Raw genomic sequence first — 23,688 nt, 5'->3', positions numbered from 1 at the left:
CCCTCATGGTGAGGAGCGCGAAGCGCCGTCTCGAACCATGAGGTCACCATCCGGGCCTCTATCCTTCGAGACGCGGCGCGAAAAGCGCGCCGCTCCTCAGGATGAGGAGTGAGAGAACAAACGACTAAGCGGCAGGGACTTCGGGTTTAATGGGCAAGATCACGGGTTTTCTGGAAATCGAACGGCACGACCGCAAGTACACCCCGGTCGCCGAGCGCGTGAAGCATTACAAGGAATTCGTCGTTCCGCTCTCCGAGAAGGAGGTGCGCGACCAGGCCGCGCGCTGCATGAACTGCGGCATTCCCTATTGCCACGGCACCGGCTCGGTCGCGCCGGGCACGCCCGGCTGCCCGGTCAACAACCAGATCCCCGACTGGAACGACCTCGTCTATCAGGGCAATTGGGAAGAAGCCTCGCGCAATCTGCACTCGACCAACAATTTCCCGGAGTTCACGGGGCGCATTTGCCCGGCGCCGTGCGAAGCGTCCTGCACGCTCAACATCGACGACAACCCCGTTACCATCAAGACCATCGAATGCGCGATCGTCGACCGCGCCTGGGACAATGGCTGGCTGAAGCCGGAAGTGGCCGCAGAGAAGACCGGCAAGAAAGTCGCGGTGATCGGCTCCGGTCCGGCCGGCATGGCCTGCGCGCAGCAGCTGGCGCGCGCCGGCCACGACGTGCATGTCTACGAGAAGTACGCCAAGGCTGGCGGCCTGCTGCGCTACGGCATCCCCGACTTCAAGATGGAGAAGTCCGTCATCGACCGCCGCGTGGCGCAGATGGAAGCCGAAGGCGTCACCTTCCACTACGACAGCCATGTCGGCGCTGAAGGCAATGTCGATCCGCGCGAGATGCTCAACGAATATGACGCCGTGGCGCTGACCGGCGGAGCCGAAGCCCCGCGCGACCTGCCGATCCCCGGCCGCGAGCTGTCAGGCATTCACTACGCCATGGATTTCCTGCCGCAGCAGAACCGCCGCGTCTCCGAGGAGCCCCTCGGCGGCGTCCAGGAGATCCTGGCCGGCGGCAAGCATGTCGTCGTCATCGGCGGCGGCGACACCGGCTCGGACTGCATCGGCACCTCGCTGCGCCAGGGCGCGCTGTCCGTGACCCAGCTCGAGATCATGCCCGCTCCGCCCGAGCGCGAGAACAAGGGCCTGACCTGGCCGAACTGGCCGCTGAAGATGCGGACGTCCTCCAGCCAGGCCGAAGGCGCGATCCGCGAATATGCCGTGCTGACGCAAAAGTTCACCGGCGAGAACGGCCAGGTCAAGAAGCTGCACTGCGTGCGCGTCGACGACAAGTTCAAGCCGATTGCCGGCACCGAGTTCGAGCTCGATGCCGAGCTCGTCCTGCTCGCGATGGGCTTCGTGCATCCCGTGCACGAGGGTCTCCTGAAGATGCTCGCAGTCGAGCTCGACCCGCGCGGCAACGTCAAGGCCAACACGCTCGACTACCAGACCTCGCGCCCGAACGTGTTCACCGCCGGCGACATGCGCCGCGGCCAGTCGCTGGTGGTGTGGGCGATCCGCGAGGGCCGGCTGTGCGCAAGGTCGATCGATACGTTCCTGATGGGGAAGACGGATCTGCCGCGCTGAGAGTTGCTCCGCGGCCAAACTAACAAACAGTGTCATCGCCCGCGAAAGCGGGCGATCCAGTATTCCAGAGACAGTTGTTATTGACCGATGGGCCGCGGCGTACTGGATGCCCCGCCCTCGCGGGGCATGACAGTGAAGTGAGTGGATGGAAAGCGGCCTCAGTCCAAAACGTGCGGAAAGTGCTCTGCATCCCACTCATCAAGCCGGAACAGTACCTTGCCGTATTCGAGAAGCTTGTCGTTCGGCCGATAGGGACGCGTTGAAACTTGAACGTCCGACGCAACTTCACTCGGCATCAGGTGAAAGTGCTCGTTGGTCTCGCTTAAGGCCAGCAACTCTTTGACCAGAAGGTCCCGACCTTCAGGATTAAGCCACAGCTCGAATTCGCCGGCCGAGTTGATGTCCAAAGTAATTCGAGCCGCCATCTTGCCTACTCCTCAATTCTGCAGCCTCACCCCCAGCATCACCACCGTCCCCTGCGAGCTCGATCCCGCCTGGTTCGAATCCAGGATGTCATGCCGCAGAGTGCCCTTGATCCAGATGTTGCGGTTGAGCTTGTAGATCAAATTGCCTTCGAGCGAGTAGGTTTTGTCGTTGCGGTTCTGGCCCTGGTAATCGTACGTGCCGTAGGTGAACTTGCCGACGGCGGTGAGCCAGCGGCTGAAGTCGTGGTCGACTTCAGCGGCGTAGGTGCGCACCAGCACGCCTGAGGAGCCCGGAATGGTGGTCTCGGCGATCTGCGTGTCGGTGAAGAACTTCACCGTGGTGAGGCCGCTGGCGTTCCAGATCAGCGAGCCCGTGGTGAGGAAGCCGGAGAGCTGGCTGAGACGCGGGTCGGTGTAGCTGCGCGCGGAATAGCCGACCGAGATCTCGCCGGTGAGGATGCGCGAGAACTCGAAGGACGAGCCGACCTTGGCATAGCCGCCGTTCGAATCGCGGAAGTAAGCCGTTGCGGTCGGCGGCCTGGTCGTGGACGCGGGTGTCGCCCTGGATCTCGACAAAGGGCTTCAGGCCCGGCTTGAGATCGTAGGAGAACCGCCCCACGCCGCCATATTGATTGAAGTCGCGGTCGGTGTTGGCAAAGGTCGAGCCGTCGGTGAGCTTCGAATCCGTATAGGCGGTGCGATCGACCGTGGCGCCGGCGGCGACCTGGAAGCGGTTGAAGGTCTGGTCGAAGCCGATCGTCGTGCCGTAGGCGGCGTAAACAGGATATTTCTGCAGGCCTGCCTGCACGTTCGGGCTGCCGGGATTGTCGGTGGCGAGCCGCAGGCGCAGCTGCGAGGTCAGCTTGAAATCGCGGGTGACGTCGAGCCGACCATCGACATGGCCGGTGAAATCGGGGCGATTGGCCTCGACCGGCGACGGCGAGGCGAAGCCGTTGATCGTCGCCGGCATGTCGTTGGTGTAGCCCGAGAACGAGCCGCGCAGATCGGCCACCAGCGCATGGCGCTCCCAATCGGACACCACGAGCAGATCGGGCGCGACCACATAGGCCGGCGAACCGACCGGCTTGTTGAGGCGCGTCGGATTGCTGTCGTAGCCGGCGGATAGCTCGAGCCCGCCCTTGATCAGGAAGCTGCCGGCATAATCGCCGACCGCGCCGAAGGGATCATCATCGGCCCGGAGGCGGCGGCGCAGCGGCTGGCCGGGCACGTTGCCCGCCATTGCCGCCGGCACCGGCACCTTGTGCGCGGTCTCCGACGGCGGCGGCGCGATGCGCGGCGGGCCCAACGTGCGCGCCGGCGTTACGGACGGCACTGGCGAGCCGGGACCAGCCGGACGCTTCGGCTTCGGTTGTCCAGGATAGAGCTTGGGCTGCTGCCGCTTGCGATTGAGCGAGTCGTAGCCGGAGCTGCTCGCGCCGGTGGCGGCGGGCAGGCCGTAGGTCGGGACCTGACCGACACGCGAGGTCGCCGGCCTCTCGCGGGCCTTGCGCGGATCCGCATTGGGATCGGGCAGCGCCGGCAACGCATCCGACGGTGCCTGCGGCACGCCCGCCGTGCGGCGCGTCGGCAGCGTATCGGGCGAGGCAAAGCCGCCGCGATTGGGATTGAACAGGTCGGGCGTCAGGCTCTGGGCGGCCACGGGGCCGCTGCCGAGGGCCGTCAGCGCCAGACACGGCAAAGCGGCGCGCAGGAAATGCGCGTAGCTGCTCCGGCCCCTGCCTGGAGACGACCCCACGATGGAATTACCCCAACGAAATCAAACACTTTCACGATCGCTCCCCGCCGGCTGGCGGGAACCATCGTTAATGGAGTTAAAACAATTATGGTTAATGACCCGTTGAGGGTGTTGGCGCTCTCGTCGCCTCGCTGGCCGGGGCGTGCTAAGCAGGCGCCAATGGGCGAACGCCCCCCTCCGTGGACCAGACCATGCCGAGCTCGAAACCGCTGATGACCGCATCATCCGGCTCCATTCCTACAAGCGTCGAATCCGCGCTCCGCACGCTGGAGACCGAGAGCGGCGGCATCAACGCGCTCGCCGCCGCCCTGCGTGGCCCGCTCGGCGCGACCTTCGCCAAGGCGGTCGAGCTGATCCGGCAGGCCAAGGGCCGCGTCATCGTCACCGGGCTCGGCAAGTCCGGCCATATGGGGCGCAAGATCGCGGCGACGCTGGCCTCGACCGGCACGCCCGCCTTCTTCGTGCACGCCGCCGAAGCCGGCCATGGCGACCTCGGCATGATCACCACCGACGACGTCATCATGGCGCTGTCCTGGTCCGGCGAGCAGCCGGAGATGAAGAACCTCGTGAACTATTCGGCGCGGTTCGCGATTCCCATGATCGCGGTAACGTCGAACGCAGCGTCCTCGCTCGGCCAGGCCGCCGACCTCGTGATCGAACTGCCGAAGGCGCGCGAGGCCTGCCCGCACAATCTGGCGCCGACCACCTCGACCCTGATGCAGGCCGCGATCGGCGATGCGCTCGCGATCGCGCTGCTCGAAGGCCGCGGCTTCACGGCGCTTGAGTTCGCGCATTTCCACCCCGGCGGCAAACTGGGCGCGATGCTGAAATTCGTCCGTGACTACATGCGCACCGGCGCGGAGATTCCGGTCAAGCCTGAAGGCACTGAGATGTCGGAAGCCGTGGTCGAGATGTCGGCCAAGGGATTGGGCTGCGTCTGCATCGTCAACGATGCGGGCGAGGCCGTCGGCATCATCACCGACGGCGATCTGCGCCGCCACATGCGGCCCGATCTTTTGACGGTGACGGTCGATGAGATCATGACGAAGCAGCCGAAGTCCGTGCCGCCCTCGATGCTGGCGACCGAAATGATCGAGGTGCTGAACACCCGCAAGATCACGACGCTGCTGGTGACCGAGGCGAACAAGGTGGTGGGCATCGTGCACCTGCACGATCTGCTGCGCGCGGGCGTGGCGTAGGGCACACACTCTCCACGGAGTCATTCCGGGGCGATGCGAAGCATCGAACTATGGTGCGCACTCGCGCACCTGAGAATCTCGAGATTCCGGGTTCACGCTTCGCGTGCCCCGGAATGACAATGAGAGTGTGGCACGTAGCTCTCACCTCGTCATTGCGAGCGCAGCGAAGCAATCCAGACTGCCCCGCGGAAAGATTCTGGATTGCTTCGCTGCGCTCGCAATGACGGCGGTTAGAGCTACGCCGGAAAGCGCGCCGCCGTCTCCTCCAGCGGCAGTCGCAGGCCGTTCGCCAGATACGACACCGTGCGATAGAAGCCGCACAGGAGCATGATCTCCAGAATCTGCGCCTCGTCGTAATGCGCCGAGAGTGCCGCGAACTCCTCGTCCGTGAGTGTCGCGCGGTGATGCAGCGCGTCGACGGCTGCGATCAGCACCTGCTCGGCCGGCGACCAGCATGTTGATGCTGCGTCGCCCTGCACCGTCGCACGCACTTCTTCCGCGGTGAGCTTCGCCGGCCCAGCGAAAATCGCGATATGCACGCCCCATTCGTATTCGCATCTGTTCAGCGCGCAGGTGCGGTCGATGACGATCTCGCGCGTACGCAAGGACAGCGGGCCAGCATCGAGCAGGCCGCCGGCGCGAAACTTGTCCCAGGTCCGAATGTGGCCCGCCATCACCCGGAACAGCACCAGCGGCGGCGCGCCGCGCATGATGCGGTCGAACTGTGCCTGGATCTCCGGGGGATAAGGCGGCGTGAGCGGGGCAATGCGCGGTGTGGCTTCGGACATGGCAGAAGACATGGCAGAAGACATGGCAGAAGACATGGCAGAAGACATGGGCCGTCTCCTTTGCTACATTTATCGTAGCGATAAGCTACATTATTTGTAGCACGACGCAAGAGGCGACGATGGCGAAGCAGGCTGGCTCGACGACACGCAGCGTCCGCGGTTCGCGCACCGGGCGGCCGATCATGGCATTGCTCGACCTGCTCGGCCGGCGCTGGAGCCTACGGATATTATGGGAGTTGCGCGGAGAGCCCCTCACCTCGCGCGGCTTACGCGCCGCCTGCGATGAGGCCTCGCCCACGGTGCTGCAAGCGCGGCTGACAGAGCTGCGCGAGGCGGGCTTCGTGGAGCTGGGTGACGGCGGCGGTTACGGGCTGACGCCGCTGGGGCGGGAATTGTGCGAGACGTTCATGCCGCTGCACAGGTTTGCGGAGCGGTGGAAGAGGTAGAATCTGAAAGCCTGCCGCATGCCCTTCTTCCTTCTCCCCTTGTGGGAGAAGGTGGCATAGGCGGCCTTCGGCCGCCGTTCTTGAGAACGCCGAAGCGAAGCTTCGGCTATGGCGCCGGATGAGGGGTATCTCTCCCCGACTCAGCATCGCGTTTGAGGAGAGATACCCCTCACCGTCTCGCCGCTACGCGGCGAGCCACCCTCTCCCACAAGGGGAGAGGGGAAGAAAGAATTACGCCGCCGCGACCGTCAGATTCGCGCCGTCCACTTGCACCACCTTCACGCGCGTCCCCGCCGGCGTATCCGGGCCAGCGACGCGCCAGACCGTGTCGCCGATGCGGACGGTGCCCGCGCCGTCGATGATCGGCTTCTCCAACGTGAACTCACGGCCGAGCAACGCCTCGGCGCGCTTGTTGAGGAATGGGCTCGTGCTCGCGTCCGGCTTCGGCTTGGCGAGGCGGCGCCACACCGGCACGGCTGCTGCTGCGAAGATCGCAAACATCACGAGCTGGATCTGCCAGGAGATGGCAACAGCGAACGAGATCAGGCCGACGAGCAGCGCAGCAAGGCCGAGCCAGAACAGGAAGATGCCCGGCGCCAGCACCTCCAGGGCCATCAGGATGAAGCCGAAGATCAGCCAATTCCAGTTGCCCAGCGATACGAACATGTCGGTCATGACACGACCTCTGTAAAATACCCCGTTACTGCGGCGGCACCGCGGGCGGCGTCGGCCCCGACGACGGGACCGATCCGCCGCGGCGCGCGGCAGCGGCTGCGGATGCAGCGCTCTCGCCGAACGTGGCCTTGGCGATCTCGCCGATGCCGGCGAGCGAGCCGAGCATGCTCACGGCTTCCACCGGCAACATGATGATCTTCTGGTTCGGCGCATCCGCGAACTGGCCGAACGCCTTGATATATTTGTCGGCGATGAAATAGTTCAACGCGGCGACGTCGCCCTTGGAGATGGCTTCTGACACCGCCAGCGTCGCCTTGGCTTCGGCCTCGGCCAGACGCTCGCGCGCCTCGGCGTCGCGGAAGGCGGCCTCGCGGCGGCCTTCGGCCTGGAGGATCTGGCCCTGCTTGGCGCCCTCGGCGCGCAAGATCTCCGACTGGCGCTGGCCTTCGGCAGCCAAAATGTCGGCGCGCTTGACGCGCTCGGCCTTCATCTGCCGGCCCATGGCTTCGACGAGGTCGGCGGGCGGCACGATGTCCTTGATCTCGATGCGGTTGACCTTGACGCCCCAGGGCGAGACTGCGGCGTCGACGACGCGCAACAGGCGCTCGTTGATCTCGTCGCGGTGTGACAGCACCTGGTCGAGGTCCATCGAGCCCATCACCGAGCGGATGTTGGTCATGGTCAGGACCGTGATCGCTTGATTGAGATTGGCGACCTCGTAGCTCGCTTTCGCAGCGTCGAACACCTGATAGAACGCTACACCGTCGACCGTCACCGTGGCGTTGTCCTTGGTGATCACCTCCTGCTCGGGGATGTCGATCACCTGCTCCATCATGTTGATCTTGCGACCGACGCGATCGAAATAGGGCACGATCAGGTTGAGCCCGGGGCTCAGCGTCTGGGTGTATTTGCCGAACCGCTCGATGGTCCAATCATAGCCCTGCGGCACCGTCTTCACGCCGGCCACCAGCGTGATGATGACGAGCAATACCAGAACAATCGCGAAAATGTCGAAACCGCTCATATCTCCTCCAAGCCGGGAAAGGAAGTCGGGAAAAAGCCCTTTCCGGCGCTGTCATTGGTCGGGATCACAATCCTACTGGTTCAGCGGCCGCAATTCACTCGGCATCGGCGCAATTCTGCACAAGACGTCGAGGGAGAGAACGATCTCGATATGTATTTGCGAGCGGCTCTTGAAACCGCGGGGCGCAGACCTAAAGCGCGATGAGATCAGGATGAATCGCCATCGCGCTTTAGGTTATTGTTTGAGCATGATCTTTTCGGAAAACCGCTGCACACTTTTCCGGATCATGCTCTAGCAACGGAAATTAACGAATGCGGGCCAGGCGTCTGCCACGAGCGGCTTCATTCGATGACGTCATTCGCAATTGCGAGCAGGCCCGGGGAAAGCGTGACGCCGAGCGCCCTGGCCGCCTTGAGGTTGATCACCAGCTCGAACTTGGTGGGATTCTGGACCGGGAGGTCGGCTGCGTGCGCGCCCTTGAGGATACGGTCGATGTAGCCCGCGGCACGCCGGAGCTGCTCGGCGCTGTCGGTGCTGTAGGACATCAGCCCACCCTCGGCGACGAAGGTCCGGCTCCAGAACACCGCGGGCACGCGCGCCTGTGCGATCGCCGAGAGCAGTTGCGCGCGGTTGGCCATGGTGAAGAAGTCCGGCAGGACCAGGATGGCGCCGTCTTGCCGCGAAGCCAATGCCCCGATCGAGACGGCGTCATGGACGGGCGCGGGCTCGACCGTCAGGTGCAGCGTCCGTGCGGCGTCCTCGATCGTGCTCAGCATCAGGGGCGCAAACGGCGCGGTGGCGGGATTGTAGACGACGAGCACGCGACGGACGGGCGGCGCGACCTGAGTCAGCATCTCCAGCCATTTGCCGGCGAGCGGACCGTCATAATCGGCGAAACCGGTGATGTTACCACCGGGATGCGCGAGGTTTTCGACAAAACCCTGGTTGACGGGATCGGTGACGACGGCAAACACGATCGGGATCGTCGTGGTGCGCCGGCGCAGCTCCTCCACCGAGGGCGTGCCGACCGCGAGCAGAATGTCGGGTTTGAGCGCGATCAGCTCGTCCGCAAGCTGCGCGATGCGCGCGCGGTCACCGCCGCCGCTGCGCCAATCGATCTTGAGGTTGTCGCGCTCCTTCCAGCCCTGGCCGGCGAGCGTCTCGACCAGGATTGTGCTGCGTGCCTGCCCGATCGCGTCATCGGCGGCCGTGACCGAGAGCACGCCGAGCCGCCGCGCGGCGCTCGGCGGCTGCCCCAGTACCGGAGCCGGCAACGCCACGACCATCCCAAGAAGCGCGAGGCACTCGCGGCGATTCATGGGGCGCCCATCAGATCCAGCCCTGAAGCTCGCGCAGCACCAGGGTGCGGATCACGTCCATGCCCGATTCGCTGTCGTTGAGGCACGGGATCGCGGAAAACTGCTCGCCGCCATTGTGCTTGAAGATCTCGGCGTTCTCCTGCGCGATCTCCTCCAGCGTCTCCAGGCAGTCGGCGGAAAAGCCCGGCGTCACCACCGCGATCCGCCGCACGCCTTCCCTGGCGAGCCGCTCCATCGTCTTGTCGGTATAGGGCTGGAGCCACTCGTCATTGCCGAAGCGGGACTGGAAGGTCAGCAGCAGCTTTGTCTCGTCCGTGCCGAGCCGGCGGCGCAGCGCCTCTGTCGTGGCGATGCAGTGCCGCTGATAGGGATCGCCCTTGTCGACATAGGATTTCGGCATGCCGTGGAAGGACGCCACGATCAGCTCCGGCTCGAAGGACAGCGCCGCCAGATGCGCCTCGATCGAGGTCGCGAGCGCTTCGATATAGGCGGCGTCGTCATAGTAGGGCGGCGTCACCCGCAGCGTCGGCTGGTTGCGCAGCTGCGCCAGCACGCGAAACACCTCGTCGCAGACGGTCGCCGAGGTCGAGGCGGAATATTGCGGATAGAGCGGGACGGCCAGGATGCGCTCGCAGCCTTTCGCGATCAGCGCGTCGATGCCGGATTTGATCGAGGGATTGCCGTAGCGCATCGCCCAATCGACAACGACGTGGTCGCGGTCCGACAAGGCGGCGGCGAGCTTGTCGCCTTGCGAGCGCGTGATGGTTTTCAGCGGCGACTCGTTCCGCTCATTGTTCCAGATCTTGCGGTAGTCGAGCGCCTTGGTGCGGGGACGGCTGCGCAGGATGATCCCGTTCAGCACCAGCTTCCAGATCAGGCCCTGGTCCTCGATCACGCGGGCATCACTGAGGAACTCCCTTAGGTAGACCCGCACGCCCGGCGCATCGGCCGTATCAGGCGTTCCGAGATTGATCAGGAGCACGCCGACGCGCGGCAAGGCGCTTCGGGTGGCCGGTTTCGCAGTCTCGATGGGGACGACGCTGGTCATGGCTCTGTGGGTCGCGCGTTGGTCCGAACTTGTCAAGATGAGGGCGGTTTCGCTAGGGTCGCACCCAAGCGGGGGGAGGGACGATGACGCTCGCGGAATGGTGCGTATTCGGGGCGCTGCTGCTTTATCTGTCCACGATCGCCTCGATCAAATGGATCAGGTTTCGCAGCTTCGACAACTCCCGGCCGCGCGATCCTGCCTTCTATGAGGACGCCATCGCGCAACGCGCGCTGGGCGCCCACCAGAACGGCATCGAGACCTTCCCGTTCTTCGCCTTCGCGGTGCTGCTCGCCGAATTCAGGGACTCGCCGCAGCGGCTGATCGATGAGCTCGCCGCACTGTTCCTGATCGTGCGGATCGCCTATGTGCTGACCTATCTCGGCAACCGCCCGACGTTGCGCTCGATCCTCTGGAGCATCGGCTTTGCGATCAATCTCGGGATCTTCTTCATGCCGATGCTGAAGCGGTTTCTGCCGGTGTGAGGCGTCTCACGCCGCCAGATGACGTTCCCGCGTCGCGATCAGCGCCCGCATCGATGCCGGGATCGTGACCGGACGATGGGTCTTCTGGTCAGTGTAGACCCAGACGATCTCGCCGGTCACCAGCGCGTCCGTACCGCCTTTCAGGAAGATGGCCAGCTCGAAGACGAGGCTCGAATTGCCGATCCGCGCCACGCGTGCGCCGACGTCGAGCTCCCAGTCGAACCTGACAGGGGCCTTGTATTCGATGACAGATTTGACGACGTGGAAATCGATGCCGCTCGCCTGCGCGTCGGCATATTGGTCAAAGCCAAGCGCGCGGAAATACTCGGTGATGGTGGTGTCGAAATACGTCAGGTAGTGCGCGTTGAAGACGACGCCCTGGCCATCGATCTCGGAATAACGCACCCGGAACGGGTGAAAGAACCAGAAGTTTTCGCGTGACATCAGGCCTCCCGTCGGGACGTTCTTTTGGTTTGATCGTCTCAATAGCCGACCGGAGGGAGTTCTCAAAGCCACCGCACTCGTGTCCCGGACGCGGTGCAGCGCCCTTGCGCTGCTCCGCAGAGCCGGGATCCAGGAAGCTGCACGCTACCACATCGGGGGATGGGCCCCGGCTCTGCAGCGCATCGTCGAAGGGACGCTGCGCTGCGTCCGGGGCACGACTGTGCCTAGAAACATGTCGTCCGTTCGGCTGCGATGTAGCCGAACAAGAGGCCGACGCCGAACAGCAGGACCAGGCCGGCGGCGCCGAACTCGACGCCGCGCATGAACAGCGCGCCGCCGCCGTCGCGGCCTGCGCTGAGGCGCGCAGCGACGTCCTTGGCGGAGACGGCGACGACGGCGATGGCCGCGACTGTGATCGCGGTGCCTAATCCCATCAGGAAGGTGGCGGCGATGCCGGCCCAGAACAGGCCCTGGGCGAGCGCGAACACCAGCACCAGGATCGCGCCCGAGCAGGGGCGGATGCCGACGGTGAGGATCGCTGCAAAGCCGCGGCGCCAGCCGCCGGGGCCGGCGAGCTCGCTCGGGGTGGGGCCGTGGGAATGGCCGCAATGCTCGTCGTGAACGTGAGCGTGCCCGTGGTGGTGATGAGCATGGCTGTGGCCATGGTGATGATCATGGCCGTGATCGTGCGGCACGCCCACAATGGCCGGCACCGGCTGGTTCGCCTGAAGTGCGCGGATGAAGGCGCCGCCCTTGACCCAGACCAGGCGCAGGCCGAACAGCGCAATCAGGGTGTAGCTCGCGATCTCGATCACCCCCTCCGCCTTGCACATGGTCTTCGCCGTCGCATTCAGCACCCAGGCCGAGATGCCGACGATGAGGATCGCGGCCAGCGACTGCATCAGGGCGGAGGCAAAGGACAGCGCGATGCCGCGGCCCGCGGTCTCGCGGTTGGCGACCAGATAGGAGGCGATCACCGCCTTGCCATGGCCGGGCCCTGCGGCGTGGAAGATGCCGTAGGCGAAGGAGATGAACAGCAGCGTCCACACCGCCGAGCCGTCGGATTTCGCGGCACGGATGGTCGCCGACATCTGGCGATAGAATTCCGACTGCTTGGCCAGGAGCCAGCCAATAAGACCGCTGGCCTCGGGCTCGGCCGCCTGCGCCGGGCGCGGCGCGCCGAACGGGTTTTGCGCGAGGACATCGTGGAGCGCGGCGTCGGCCGCGATCACGACCAGCAGAACGGCCACGCCAGCGAGCAGCCCGCGCGCGAGCAGGGAAAGTTGCGGCTTCAAGGGCAATCCACCGTGATCTTGTTGGCGAACATCATGCCGAAATTCGAGTTCTCGCCGTTCAGGAAAGTCTGCTCGTTGAGCTTCTGAGCGCTCGCGGTGCCGTCGTTCGGCCGTTCCAGCTTCATCTGGCAGCCCGCGGGCGCACCGACCAGCTTGACGGGACTGTCCTTGGCCATCTGGAAGTCGATGAAGAAGGAGCGGTCGAACACTTCGAGCACCAATTGTCTCGGCTTGACCGGGTTCTTCAGCGGCAGCGTGAAGTGCAGGGTCAGCACCGTGTCCTTGTAGTCGAGGAAGTAGTCGACCGGCTCCTGGAATCGCTCCTTCTTGCCGTCGGCTCGCGCAAAAGTGAAGTAGGCGTATTCCTTGAGCGACTCGACGTTGGTCTGTGCCAACGGCTTGAGCTCCTCGCTTGTGTAGGCGCCCTTGGTCTTGCTCTCGAGCCCTTGCACCGCATAGGCCGAGAACATGTCGTCGAAGGTCCAGGCGTGGCGTACGCCGGTGATGCTGCCGTCCGCTGCGTAGAGCAGCTCGCTGGTCGCGGTGATCCAGACATGTGGATGCGCCTGCGCCGCGCCCGAGGCGAGCGTGAGGCTAGCGGCGAGCAGCCATCCGAGCAGAGCGCGCATGCCCATCAGGCGGCCTTCGCGGTTTCGAGCAGGCCGCGGCGGCGCAGCAGCGCATCGGGCTCCGGCGGCCGGCCGCGGAAGGCCTCGTAGGCGGCTTCAGGATCGACCGATCCGCCCGGCGAGTAGATATCGTCGTGCAGACGCTTGGCGACCGCGGGATCGAAGATATCCCCGGCCTCCTCGAACGCGCCGAAGGCGTCGGCGTCCATCACCTCGGACCACATGTAGCTGTAATAGCCGGCGGCGTAGTGGTCGCCGGTGAAGATGTGGCCGAACTGCGTGGGGCGGTGACGCAGCGCGATCTCCTCGGGCATGCCGATCTTCTCCAGCTCGCGTCTCTCGAAGGCGCGCACGTCCTCTGCGGCCGATGCCGGCTGGGTGTGGAATTCGAGATCGATCAGCGCCGAGGACACGAACTCGACCGTGGCAAAGCCCTGGTTGAATTTGCGCGCGGCAAGGAACCGTTGCAGCAGCTCATCCGGCAGCGGCTCGCCGGTCTGGTAGTGGCGGGCGAACTTCTGCAGCACCTCGGGCCGCTCCTGCCAGTGCTCGTAGAGCTGCGACGGCAGCTCGACGAAATCGGTGAACACGGAGGTGCCCGACAGCGAGGGATAGGTCACATTGGAGAGCATGCCGTGCAGGCCGTGGCCGAACTCGTGGAACAGGGTGCGGGCATCATCGGGCGACAGCAGCGAAGGCTCGCCGCCGGCGCCCTTGGCAAAATTGCAGATGTTGAGAACGAGCGGCGCGACGTCGCCGTCGAGCTTCTGCTGGTCGCGCAGCGAGGTCATCCAGGCGCCGGAGCGCTTGGACGGGCGAGCGAAGTAGTCGCCATAGAACAGCGCCTTGTGCTTGCCATCCGGCCCCTTCACCTCCCAGACCCGGACGTCCGGGTGCCAGACCGGGACGTCCTTGCGCTCCTCGAAGGTGATGCCGAACAGGCGCGTGGCGCAGTCGAAGGCGGCGGCAATCATGTGATCGAGCGAAAGATAGGGCTTGATCGCGGAATCGTCGAAATTGGCGCGCTGAAGGCGCAGCTTCTCGGCGTAGAAGCGCCAGTCCCAGGGCGCGAGCCTGAAATTGCCGCCCTCCGCCGTAATCAGCGCCTGCATCTCGTCGCGGTCGGCGAGCGCACGCGCCCTCGCCGGCTTCCAGACCCGCTCCAACAGGCCCCGCACCGCGTCCGGCGTCTTGGCCATGGAGTCTTCGAGCCGGTAGGCGGCGAAAGTCGGGTAGCCCAACAGCTTGGCGCTCTCCTCGCGCAGCTTCAGGATCTCGACAATGGTTCCGTTGTTGTCGTTGGAATTGCCGTTGTCGCCACGCGCGATGAAGGCTTTGTAGACCTTCTCGCGGAGGTCACGCCGGACCGAGCTCTTCAGGAACTGTTCGACCGAGGAGCGCGACAGCGTGACGATAGCCTTGCCTTCCATGCCGCGCTCTTCTGCCGCGGCCTTGGCGCCGGCGACAAAGCTCTCCGGCAGGCCCTCGCGGTCGGCCTCTCCGAGCTCCAGGAACCAGTCCTGCTCGTCGCCGAGCAGATGGTGGCTGAAGCCTGTGCCGAGCTGGGCGAGCCGCTCGTTGATCTCGGCCATCCGCGCCTTGGCTTCGTCGGAGAGACCGGCGCCGGAGCGGTGGAAGCGGGTGTAGGTGCGCTCCAGCAGGCGAAGCTGCTCGGGCGTGAGCCCAAGATTGGCGCGGTTCTCGTGCAGCTGGGCGATACGGCCGAACAGCACCGCGTTCATCATGATCGGATTCCAGTGCCGCGCCATCCGCAACGAGACCTCCTTGTCGATCTCCAGGATGGCCGGGTTGGAATGCGCCGAGACGAGGTCGTAGAAGACCGCCGCGACCTTGCTCAAGAGCTTGCCCGAGCGCTCCAGCGCCGTGATGGTGTTGGCGAAGTCGGGCGCCGCCGGATCGTTGGTGATCGCCGCGATCTCGGCGGCGTGGTCGGCGAAGGCCTGCTCGAACGCCGGGAGGAAGTGCTCCGGCTTGACCTCGTCGAAGGGCGGCGTCGCGAACGGCGTCACCCAGGCCTTCAGCAGCGGGTTGGTCTCGGCGTCCATAATTTGGCGGGATTCTGACATCACAAGTCCGGTTTTCGTGGCTCGATTGTTGCAGCCAGCTATAGCACGCGATGGGGCTTTTTTGGGCCGTTTGCCCTTGCTCCCGGCCGCCTTTTCGGGGAGATTGCGGCCCTCGAAGTCAGGACCCCTGAGCCCCATGAACGCGCCTTCTTCCTCTTCCCGCCAGATCGTCTGGCCCAGCGTCATCACCGTCATCAGCGCCGCCATCCTGATCGGCGCCGAGGTGTTCGGCGCCGCCTTCGCCGGCGGCTGGGCGCTCGCGATCCTGTTCGGTCTCGGCGATCAGGGCGCGCACATCCTGCAGGCCGTGCTGTTCGCACTCGGCGTGCTCGTGATGACCGCCTTCATCCGCGGTGCTCAACGCGTCGAGCCCTTCACGAAGCGCGGCTGACGCTTCTCGCGCGTCAGCAACACGCGAAGCGCGGCGAAAACTTAACGTGCGTTCATCTTCCGCGTCGCTCGCGCAACAGCGCGCAAGCAGACGTTAGGCAATTCTGTTCTCAGCCTAAAAAAATTCTTGCGAAGCAGAGTCAAAACGCTTATGTGCGGACTTGCCCAATTTCGCACGTGCCTGTGGTCGTGTGTCAGTCGGTAGGTATCCGGACAAGAGGCCGGACAGCCGCCAAGGGGTGAAGAAGCCGAGGGGCTCTTCGGAAGTGCGGAAGTCGAGACTGAAGAGTCGAGCGACCCAAGCAAACCCGAAGCGCCCAGCATCTCTCTCAAAGGGATGCCATGTCGAAGGTGACTTCGCTCTTTGCAACCGTGACTGGCAGCCGGAGGCGAACCGGCGCACCCCGCTCTCAACGGGGGACGCGACTTAAAGCAACGACGGATCGGGCTTTTTTGGTCTCTACCGGCAGTCCAACGCCGGCGCGGGCTACTGAAAAGGCTTGTCCTTCATTGCCAGGTGTGCGGGCGGGAATACTCCCAACCAATCCACGGCAGCACAGTCTGGTTTGAGTCTTGTGGTCTCGTCGCGCCTCCATCGCGCGATCCGGCCAGAGCACTCTTATCCGACGTCATGTTTTGAACGGGCCCGTCGCTGGGCCGTTTGGGAGAGTGCCATGACCGAACGTATCCAGGAATTCCTGCGCAATCGCCGCAAGGATGGCCTCGACACCGAGCCGTGCCTCGTCGTCGACCTCGAGGTCGTGCGCGACAACTACCAGAGCTTCGCCAAGGCGCTGCCCGACAGCCGCGTGTTCTATGCCGTCAAGGCGAACCCGGCGCCGGAAGTGCTGGCGCTGCTCGCCTCCATGGGTTCGTGCTTCGACACCGCAACGGTCGCCGAGATCGAGATGGCGCTGGCGGCTGGTGCGACGCCCGACCGCATCTCCTTCGGCAACACGATCAAGAAGGAGCGCGACATCGCGCGCGCCTTCGCGCTCGGCATTCGGCTGTTCGCGGTGGACTGCGCCGCCGAGGTCGAGAAGGTCGCCCGTGCCGCGCCGGCTGCGAAGGTGTTCTGCCGCATCCTCTATGACTGCGCCGGCGCCGAGTGGCCGCTGTCGCGCAAGTTCGGCTGCGACCCGGAAATGGCGGTCGAGGTGCTCGACCTCGCCAAGCGCCTGGGGCTGGAGCCGTGCGGCATTTCCTTCCATGTCGGCTCGCAGCAGCGCAAGGTGAAGGCGTGGGACCGTGCGCTGGCGATGGCCTCGCAGGTGTTCCGCGACTGCGCCGAGCGCGGCATCAACCTGTCCATGGTCAACATGGGCGGCGGCTTCCCGACCAAGTACCTGAAGGACGTGCCGCCGGTGGTGACCTACGGCCGCTCGATCTTCCGCGCGCTGCGCAAGCACTTCGGCAACCAGATCCCGGAGACCATCATCGAGCCGGGCCGCGGCATGGTGGGCAACGCCGGCATCATCGAATCCGAGGTCGTGCTCATCTCGAAGAAGAGCGACGAGGACGAGGTGCGCTGGGTCTATCTGGACATCGGCAAGTTCGGCGGTCTCGCCGAGACCATGGACGAGTCGATCCGTTACGCCATCCGCACCCGTCACGACGGCGCGGACATGACCCCGTGCGTGCTCGCAGGTCCCACCTGCGACAGCGCCGACGTGCTGTACGAGAAGAGCCCGTATCCGCTTCCCGTCACGCTCGAGATCGGCGACAAGGTGCTGATCGAAGGCACCGGGGCCTATACGTCGACCTACTCGTCGGTGGCCTTCAACGGCATTCCGCCGCTGAAGACGTATCACATCTGATCCGCCTCTCTTTTCTAGAGGCCTGACGAACCCGGGAGCCGGTCCGCCGGCTCCTCCCTGACATTCGATTTCTGACGACGTCTTGGGCAGGCGTGCTTCTCGCACGCCGGTTCAAGCGGGGACTGACGTGCCATGACTGCTCCTCGGAAGCCACAGATCGCCCTCACCTCGAAAGCCGCTCCGTTCGCGATCCGCAGCGAGCGTGCTGGAGACGTCGCGATGCGTGAAGCGCTGCTCGATGCCTGCTTTGGCGAGACCCGCCACGGACGCACCTGTCAGCGCCTGCGCGACGGACGCGCGCCCGCTGCAGGCCTTGCCCTGTCGGCGATGCGCGAGGGCAAGCTCGTGGGAACCGTGCGGCTGTGGCATGTCAGCGCCGGAGGCAGGCCCGCTCTGGTCCTCGGACCGCTGGCGGTCGACCCTGCCTGCCGCGAGCTCGGGATCGGCGCCGCGCTGATGCATCAAGCGCTGGCCGCCGCCCGGGCGCGCGGGCATGCCGCGGTGATCCTGCTCGGCGACGCGCCCTACTACGCCCGTTTCGGCTTCTCGGCCGAGAAGACCGGCGCGCTGTCGCTGCCCGGCCCGTTCGAGCGCGATCGTCTGCTGGCGATCGAATTCGCCGACGGCGCGCTCGATGACGCCGAAGGGATGATCGTCCCGACCGGCGCGGCCCTGCCCAAACGGAGGTCGGTTCGCGCCCTCCACGCGCATGCGGCCTAAGAGATCGCCTTCATAACGAAGAGCGAAGCCGTACTAAGCGGCAGCTTCCGGTCGCGCCTGCGCGGGCTTCCTTTGGGGTTGCGCAGGCGCGAGAAACGCCCTTTAACCCCGCGAAACACCTCCTTCAGTCGAGGCCCATGACCATGTCCCGTCGTCTGATTTCCACCGGCTCCCCGCTCGAGAAGACCGTCGGCTACAGCCGCGCCGTGATCGACGGCGATTTCGCCTTCGTCGCGGGGACCACCGGCTATGACTACACCACGATGACGATGCCGGCCGATGTCACGAGCCAGTCACGCAACTGCTTCAAGACCATCGAAGCCGCCCTGAAGGAGGGCGGATTCGAGATGGCCGATATCGTCCGTGCGACCTACTACGTCACCGACGCCAGCTACATCGACGCCCACTTCGCCGTCTGCGGCGAGGTTCTCGGTGACATCAGGCCGGCTGCGACGTTGCTGGTCGTCACCGCTCTCGCCAAGCCCGAGATGAAGGTCGAGATCGAAGTCACCGCCAAGCGCCGCAGCATCTGACAAGCGCCGCAGCGCCTGATCCACCCCTCACCCTTTGTCTGCCAGCACGTTCCGGAGAAACCATCCCATGAGCCCCGCCTCGCAGATCTACGCGAAGATCACCGGCCCCATCGTCATGGTCGGCTTTGGCTCCATCGGCAAAGGCACGCTGCCGCTGATCGAGCGGCATCTCGACTACGACAAGTCGCGCATCACCGTGCTCGATCCCAAGGACGAGGGCCGCAAGGCGCTTTGCGAGAAGCACAATGTCCGCTTCATCCAGAAGGGCCTGACCAAGGACAATTATCGCGAGGTGCTGACCCCGCTGCTCACCGAGGGCGGCGGCCAGGGCTTTTGCGTCAATCTCTCGGTCGATACCGGCTCGACCGACATCATGGAGCTCTGCAACGAGCTCGGCGCGCTCTACATTGATACCGTCAACGAGCCCTGGCTCGGCTTCTATTTCGACGCTTCGAAGGGGCCGGAGGCGCGCTCGAACTACGCCCTTCGCGAAGTGACGCTAGCCGCCAAGAAGGCGCGGCCTAAGGGCTCGACGACGGCCGTCTCCTGCTGTGGCGCCAATCCCGGCATGGTCTCCTTTTTCGTCAAGCAGGCGCTGCTCAACGTTGCCGCCGACCTGAAGCTCAACGCCCCCAGGCCGAAGACCAAGGCCGAATGGGCGGATTTGATGCGGCAGGCCGGCATCAAGGGCATCCACATTGCCGAACGCGACACTCAGCGCTCCAAGAAGCCGAAGGAGCCTGATGTCTTCGTCAACACCTGGTCGGTGGAAGGTTTCCTGTCGGAGGGCGTGCAGCCGTCCGAGCTCGGCTGGGGCACCCATGAGAAATGGATGCCCGAGAATGCGCGCACCCACGAAGCCGGTTGCGGCGCCGCCATCTATCTGATGCAGCCCGGGGCCAATACGCGCGTGCGCACCTGGTGCCCGACCCGCGGTGCGCAATATGGCTTCCTCGTCACCCATAACGAGTCGATCTCGATCGCCGATTATTTCACCGTGCGCGACGCGTCCGGCAAAGCGATCTATCGGCCGACCTGCCACTATGCCTACCACCCGGCTGACGATGCCGTGCTGTCGCTGCATGAAATGTTCGGCCGCGCCGGAAAGATGCAGGAGAAGCACCACATCCTCGACGAGAACGAGATCGTCGACGGCATCGACGAGCTCGGCGTGCTGCTGTTCGGCCACGACAACAACGCCTATTGGTACGGTTCGCAGCTCTCCATCGAGGAGACCCGCGAACTCGCGCCCTACCAGAACGCCACCGGCCTGCAGGTAACTTCCGCCGTGCTCGGCGGCATGGTGTGGGCGCTGGAGAACCCCAACGAAGGCATCGTCGAAGCCGACGAGATGGACTTCGATCGCCTCTTGGAAATCCAGCTGCCGTATCTCGGCCCGGTGAAGGGTTTCTACACCGACTGGACGCCCCTGACCGATCGTCCGGGATTGTTCCCGGAGGATATCGATACCAGCGATCCCTGGCAGTTCCGGAATATTCTGGTGCGGTGAGGGGGCCGCTACCTGCTATCGGGTGACGGCTTGGCCATCCCACCCTCCGCTGTCATGCCCCGCCTAGTGCGCAATTGCGCACGGGGGGCGGGGCATCCAGTACGCCGCGACTTCTCGGTTCAATTACTGCGGTCTCCGGAATACTGGATTGCCCGCCTTCGCGGGCAATGACATCGACTTTGTGGAGACAGCTATTACTTCTTCTCAATCGGCGGCGCGACCTTCTCCGCCGGAGCCGGCGGCAGCGCCGGCTTGGCGGCCCCCGCAGCACCCTGCGTCTGCGGATCGGGGCGCGCGGGCTCGGGGGCCGGGGTGGTCGGCCGGTCGCCGCCGGGCTTGGACTCCGCAGGTGTCTTACCTTGATCGTCGGACGGGGTGCCCTGGAGCGGTGGAGTCGCCTGTGCCAGCTCCATCCGGCTTTCGGCGCGGATTTGCGCGAGCGATATCACCGACACCACGACGCCTGCTGCGAACAGCGCAGCGGCAATTGTCAGATCGAGCTTCAGTCTGCGCTTGTCATCGTGGCCGGGCATATCGATCACCGCCTTTGTCTGCGGGATCAACGAAACCGGGGCGCGCCGGTTCCGGGACCGAAGCCGCGGGAACCCGACCCCTTGCGCGCCAAAACGTCGCCCTCACTCCGTCGTGCTGACTTCCCAGGTGGCGTGGCGCACGCCCGGCAAATGCTGGAGATCGGTCGCCACCGCGTTCAGCTCGTTCGGGTCTACCGCGGTCGCGACCAGCTTTGCGGCGATCTCCAGAATGTCGTCGCCGATTTCGACCGCATCGATATCGGCCACCGAATATTTCGCAGCCTCGAGCTTCTCCACGAGCCGGTCGCGCATATCCGGAAGAGCGTCGGCCGCAACGGCGAGCTTGAAATAGTAGGTTGCCTCCAGCGCCTTCTCGTTGAGCGGAATGCGGTTGATGGCATTGACCAGCGGGCGCAGCATGGTGTTGCCGGCGATGACGAACACGGTCAGCGCGGCGGCCTGCGCGATCATGTCGGCGCCCGCACACGAGCCGACCGCGGCCGAGGCCCACAGTGTTGCCGCGGTGTTGAGGCCGCGCACGTCCATGCCCTGCTTCATGATGACGCCGGCTCCCAGGAAGCCGATGCCGGAGACGACATAGGCGATCACGCGCACCGCACCGTCTGCACCTGCCAAATTCATGGCGAGATCGACGAAGGCGGCGGCGCCGACCGCGACCAGCACGTTGGTGCGCAGCCCCGCCGTGCGCTGGCGGTATTGCCGCTCGGCGCCGATCAGCGTGCCCAGCACGAAGGCCGTGGTCAGGCTGACGAGCGTGTCGGCGAAGTCGGCAAACTGGAACGTCGTGAGAAACCGCATGGTTCCCTATAGGGCCGGAACCATGACAGATTAAAGCTCCAGCAGGCCGCCATCCCCATTTTCGTCGGCAAAGGCCAGCAGCGTGCCCTTGGCGTTCCAGGCGAGCGCGGCCACGGGCGGCGTGCCGTTACGGCGCACCAGGATCTCCGCGCCGTCCTCGAGCCGCACCATCAGCACGGTGCCGTCGCTATAGCCGGCGGCGAGGATGTCGTTCTTCGGATGGCAGGCGACCACGGACACGCGCGCCTGCAGCGGGGCGAGCATCGCGGGCTCCTTGCCCATCGGGCCGTCCTTGCTGCCGAACGGCCAGATGATGACGGTGTCGGCACCCGAGGTCGCCAGGCCCTTGCCCCCTACGCTCCAGGACATCGAGCGGACGCGGCCGGGATAGCCGGTCATGCGCATGTGCCGGTTATCGGCAAGCCGCCAGCCATGCAGCGCCGGCTCGTGCATCGCGGTGACGAGGAACTTGTTGTCGGGACTGAAGGTGACGCCATGATGCGAACCGGCCCAAGGCAGAAATTCGGCCGATCCCGCCATGTTGGGAAACCATAGTGTCACGCCGTTGTAATGCGCGATCGCAAGCCGCAGGCCTTTCGGCGCGAAGGCAAGGCCGCCGACGGTCGAGGGCACCTCGATCGACTTCTCCTCGGCCTTGCCGCTCTTGACGGTGGCCGTCTTGCCGGCCGACCAGGCGAAGGCGCCGTCGGCGTGCAGCGCCACCGCGTCGATCCAGCGCCGCTTGGGATCGGTGGCGAGCAGCGTCACCTCGCCCTTGGCATCGAGCGACACGACTTTGCCGTCGTCGCCGCCCATGACGATGCGCTTGCCGTCAGAAGCGGTCGAGAGAATGCCGCCGCTGTGCACCGCGACCTTGGTGATCTCGCCGTTGGCATCGACGAACGCGACGTTCTCCTCGCCACCGACGAAGGCTGCGCGAGGACCAAGGAACTGCACCGAGGTCACCGCCATGCCGAGCGTAACGGGCTTGACGCGGTCGGTGACGGAGACGATCGAAGCGGAATCGGGCGGCGATGTGAACTCTTTCATCACGAGACGATGCAGCTCTCGAAACCCTTGCGGATGGCCTCTTCCGGCAATTCGCGGCCGATGAAGACGAGGCGGCTCTCGCGCGGCTCGCCCTCCTTCCACTTCCGCTGGTGGTCGCCCTCCAGCATCATGTGGACGCCCTGGAAGACGTAGCGGTCGTCGTCGTCGTGGAAGGCGAGGATGCCCTTGGAGCGCAGGATCTTGCCGCCCTCGACCTGCACCAGGTTCTGCAGCCAGGGCATGAACACGTTGGGATCGAGCGGCTTGTCGGTCTTCAGCGAGAGCGACTGCATCTCCTCGTCATGATAGTGCTTCAGGCCGTGGCCGTGATGGTGATGGTCGTGGCCGTGATGGTGGTGATGATCATGGTCGTGGTCATGATCGTCGGCCTCAAGGAAATCCGGCTCGATATCGAGGATGCGGTCGAGGTCGAACGCACCGCGATCGAGCACGTCGGCCAGTGCCACCGAGCAGCGCTCGGTGCGGTGGAGTTTCGCATAGGGATTGATGCCGCGGATGCGGGCCTCGACCTCGGCGAGCTCGCCCTTGTTGACGAGATCGGTTTTGTTCAGGACGATGACGTCGGCAAAGGCGATCTGGTTTTTGGCCTCGGGTGCATCCTTCAAACGGTCGGACAGCCACTTTGCATCGGCGACCGTGACGACCGCATCTAACCGCGCGTTCTTCTGCACGTCCTCATCGACAAAGAAGGTCTGAGCGACCGGCGCCGGATCGGCCAGCCCCGTGGTCTCGACGATGATGGCGTCGAACTTGCCCTTGCGCTTCATCAGGCCGTCCATGATGCGGACGAGGTCGCCGCGCACGGTGCAGCAGATGCAGCCGTTGTTCATCTCGAACACTTCCTCATCGGCGCCGATGATGAGGTCGTTGTCGATGCCGATCTCGCCGAATTCGTTGACGATGACGGCGTATTTCTTGCCGTGGTTCTCGGACAGGATGCGGTTCAAGAGCGTGGTCTTGCCGGCACCGAGATAGCCGGTCAGGACGGTCACGGGAATCTTTTGGGAGGTCGCTTCAGACATAACAACTCCGGACTTTAAGGCTTATTCGCGCGACGCGAGGCGGGGTGGCCCCTGC

At 64.9% G+C, this 23,688-nt stretch carries 23 protein-coding genes and 1 pseudogene; 9 read left to right on the top strand and 15 right to left on the bottom strand.

The features are described 5' to 3' along the window. The first annotated feature begins 149 nt into the window (after window positions 1-149). On the top strand, window positions 150-1,601 hold the full coding sequence (locus tag ACVIIV_RS11825) for a glutamate synthase subunit beta (protein WP_456744342.1): 1,452 nt from the start codon (window positions 150-152) through the stop codon (window positions 1,599-1,601). A 158-nt stretch (window positions 1,602-1,759) separates the two neighbouring features. On the opposite strand, the gene ACVIIV_RS11820 is transcribed toward ACVIIV_RS11825, so the two are convergent. Both ACVIIV_RS11820 and ACVIIV_RS11815 read right to left on the bottom strand, forming a co-directional pair. Beyond that, on the bottom strand, window positions 1,760-2,026 hold the full coding sequence (locus ACVIIV_RS11820; RefSeq protein WP_456744341.1) for a hypothetical protein: 267 nt from the start codon (window positions 2,024-2,026) through the stop codon (window positions 1,760-1,762). Window positions 2,027-2,038: 12 nt separating this feature from the next. Then, window positions 2,039-3,782, bottom strand: a pseudogene (locus ACVIIV_RS11815) (outer membrane beta-barrel protein). A gap of 191 nt (window positions 3,783-3,973) precedes the next feature. Between ACVIIV_RS11815 and ACVIIV_RS11810 the strand changes: the two are divergent. Then, window positions 3,974-4,981 (top strand): KpsF/GutQ family sugar-phosphate isomerase, encoded by a 1,008-nt coding sequence (locus ACVIIV_RS11810; RefSeq protein ID WP_456744340.1) that lies wholly within the window; start codon window positions 3,974-3,976, stop codon window positions 4,979-4,981. A gap of 236 nt (window positions 4,982-5,217) precedes the next feature. On the opposite strand, the gene ACVIIV_RS11805 is transcribed toward ACVIIV_RS11810, so the two are convergent. Continuing rightward, entirely contained in the window at window positions 5,218-5,769 is a 552-nt protein-coding gene (locus ACVIIV_RS11805) for a carboxymuconolactone decarboxylase family protein (protein WP_456744339.1), read from the bottom strand. 119 nt (window positions 5,770-5,888) lie between these two features. Between ACVIIV_RS11805 and ACVIIV_RS11800 the strand changes: the two genes are divergently transcribed. Beyond that, window positions 5,889-6,215, top strand: a complete 327-nt coding sequence (locus ACVIIV_RS11800) for a winged helix-turn-helix transcriptional regulator (RefSeq protein WP_456744338.1) — start codon at window positions 5,889-5,891, stop codon at window positions 6,213-6,215. A gap of 231 nt (window positions 6,216-6,446) precedes the next feature. On the opposite strand, the gene ACVIIV_RS11795 is transcribed toward ACVIIV_RS11800, so the two are convergent. From ACVIIV_RS11795 to hemH, 4 genes are all read right to left on the bottom strand, one after another. Beyond that, window positions 6,447-6,890 carry an NfeD family protein gene (locus ACVIIV_RS11795; RefSeq protein ID WP_456744337.1) on the bottom strand — a complete coding sequence of 148 codons (444 nt, stop codon included), beginning with the start codon at window positions 6,888-6,890 and terminating at the stop codon, window positions 6,447-6,449. A gap of 25 nt (window positions 6,891-6,915) precedes the next feature. After that, entirely contained in the window at window positions 6,916-7,914 is a 999-nt protein-coding gene (locus tag ACVIIV_RS11790; protein WP_456744336.1) for an SPFH domain-containing protein, read from the bottom strand. Between the two features lie 341 nt (window positions 7,915-8,255). Next, the gene (locus tag ACVIIV_RS11785) at window positions 8,256-9,233 is read right to left on the bottom strand and encodes an ABC transporter substrate-binding protein (RefSeq protein WP_456744335.1); all 978 of its coding nucleotides are present in this window, start codon (window positions 9,231-9,233) and stop codon (window positions 8,256-8,258) included. A 10-nt stretch (window positions 9,234-9,243) separates the two neighbouring features. Continuing rightward, complete coding sequence (gene hemH, locus ACVIIV_RS11780; RefSeq protein ID WP_456744334.1) at window positions 9,244-10,281, bottom strand: ferrochelatase; 1,038 nt, start codon at window positions 10,279-10,281, stop codon at window positions 9,244-9,246. An 83-nt stretch (window positions 10,282-10,364) separates the two neighbouring features. Between hemH and ACVIIV_RS11775 the strand changes: the two genes are divergently transcribed. After that, entirely contained in the window at window positions 10,365-10,763 is a 399-nt protein-coding gene (locus ACVIIV_RS11775; RefSeq protein WP_183242541.1) for an MAPEG family protein, read from the top strand. 6 nt (window positions 10,764-10,769) lie between these two features. Here ACVIIV_RS11775 and ACVIIV_RS11770 read toward each other — a convergent pair whose 3' ends face one another. The 4 genes from ACVIIV_RS11770 to ACVIIV_RS11755 all read right to left on the bottom strand — a co-directional run bounded on the left by ACVIIV_RS11770 (window position 10,770) and on the right by ACVIIV_RS11755 (window position 15,218). After that, complete coding sequence (locus tag ACVIIV_RS11770) at window positions 10,770-11,207, bottom strand: acyl-CoA thioesterase (protein WP_456744333.1); 438 nt, start codon at window positions 11,205-11,207, stop codon at window positions 10,770-10,772. A 224-nt stretch (window positions 11,208-11,431) separates the two neighbouring features. Continuing rightward, entirely contained in the window at window positions 11,432-12,502 is a 1,071-nt protein-coding gene (locus tag ACVIIV_RS11765; RefSeq protein ID WP_456744332.1) for a nickel/cobalt transporter, read from the bottom strand. Continuing rightward, on the bottom strand, window positions 12,499-13,137 hold the full coding sequence (locus ACVIIV_RS11760) for a DUF1007 family protein (RefSeq protein ID WP_456744331.1): 639 nt from the start codon (window positions 13,135-13,137) through the stop codon (window positions 12,499-12,501). The genes ACVIIV_RS11765 and ACVIIV_RS11760 overlap by 4 nt, the downstream gene beginning before the upstream one ends. Further along, entirely contained in the window at window positions 13,137-15,218 is a 2,082-nt protein-coding gene (locus tag ACVIIV_RS11755) for a M3 family metallopeptidase (protein WP_456744330.1), read from the bottom strand. Before ACVIIV_RS11755 ends, ACVIIV_RS11760 begins: the two co-directional genes overlap by 1 nt. Window positions 15,219-15,354: 136 nt before the next feature. Between ACVIIV_RS11755 and ACVIIV_RS11750 the strand changes: the two genes are divergently transcribed. The 5 genes from ACVIIV_RS11750 to ACVIIV_RS11730 all read left to right on the top strand — a co-directional run bounded on the left by ACVIIV_RS11750 (window position 15,355) and on the right by ACVIIV_RS11730 (window position 20,188). Continuing rightward, window positions 15,355-15,609: a hypothetical protein gene (locus tag ACVIIV_RS11750; RefSeq protein ID WP_018648548.1), complete on the top strand. Its 255-nt coding sequence runs from the start codon at window positions 15,355-15,357 to the stop codon at window positions 15,607-15,609. Between the two features lie 673 nt (window positions 15,610-16,282). Beyond that, on the top strand, window positions 16,283-17,425 hold the full coding sequence (locus tag ACVIIV_RS11745; RefSeq protein WP_027573484.1) for a type III PLP-dependent enzyme: 1,143 nt from the start codon (window positions 16,283-16,285) through the stop codon (window positions 17,423-17,425). 132 nt (window positions 17,426-17,557) lie between these two features. Further along, complete coding sequence (locus ACVIIV_RS11740; RefSeq protein ID WP_456744329.1) at window positions 17,558-18,145, top strand: GNAT family N-acetyltransferase; 588 nt, start codon at window positions 17,558-17,560, stop codon at window positions 18,143-18,145. A 143-nt stretch (window positions 18,146-18,288) separates the two neighbouring features. Further along, on the top strand, window positions 18,289-18,678 hold the full coding sequence (locus tag ACVIIV_RS11735; protein WP_283083775.1) for a RidA family protein: 390 nt from the start codon (window positions 18,289-18,291) through the stop codon (window positions 18,676-18,678). Window positions 18,679-18,745: 67 nt separating this feature from the next. Next, window positions 18,746-20,188 carry a homospermidine synthase gene (locus ACVIIV_RS11730; RefSeq protein WP_456744328.1) on the top strand — a complete coding sequence of 481 codons (1,443 nt, stop codon included), beginning with the start codon at window positions 18,746-18,748 and terminating at the stop codon, window positions 20,186-20,188. 194 nt (window positions 20,189-20,382) lie between these two features. Here the strand turns inward: ACVIIV_RS11730 and ACVIIV_RS11725 are convergent, their stop codons facing one another. The 4 genes from ACVIIV_RS11725 to ACVIIV_RS11710 form a co-directional block, all read right to left on the bottom strand. Further along, entirely contained in the window at window positions 20,383-20,721 is a 339-nt protein-coding gene (locus ACVIIV_RS11725) for a hypothetical protein (protein ID WP_456744327.1), read from the bottom strand. Window positions 20,722-20,823: 102 nt separating this feature from the next. Beyond that, window positions 20,824-21,540, bottom strand: a complete 717-nt coding sequence (locus tag ACVIIV_RS11720; RefSeq protein WP_456744326.1) for an MgtC/SapB family protein — start codon at window positions 21,538-21,540, stop codon at window positions 20,824-20,826. 30 nt (window positions 21,541-21,570) lie between these two features. After that, window positions 21,571-22,590, bottom strand: a complete 1,020-nt coding sequence (locus ACVIIV_RS11715) for a WD40 repeat domain-containing protein (RefSeq protein ID WP_456744325.1) — start codon at window positions 22,588-22,590, stop codon at window positions 21,571-21,573. Continuing rightward, window positions 22,590-23,633 carry a CobW family GTP-binding protein gene (locus ACVIIV_RS11710; RefSeq protein ID WP_456744324.1) on the bottom strand — a complete coding sequence of 348 codons (1,044 nt, stop codon included), beginning with the start codon at window positions 23,631-23,633 and terminating at the stop codon, window positions 22,590-22,592. The genes ACVIIV_RS11715 and ACVIIV_RS11710 overlap by 1 nt, the downstream gene beginning before the upstream one ends. Window positions 23,634-23,688: the final 55 nt, after the last annotated feature.

It is taken from the genome of Bradyrhizobium sp. USDA 4354, from assembly GCF_054060315.1.
The sequence above is the reverse complement of the archived record's forward strand: the minus strand, read 5'-3'. Positions and strand labels throughout refer to the sequence as shown.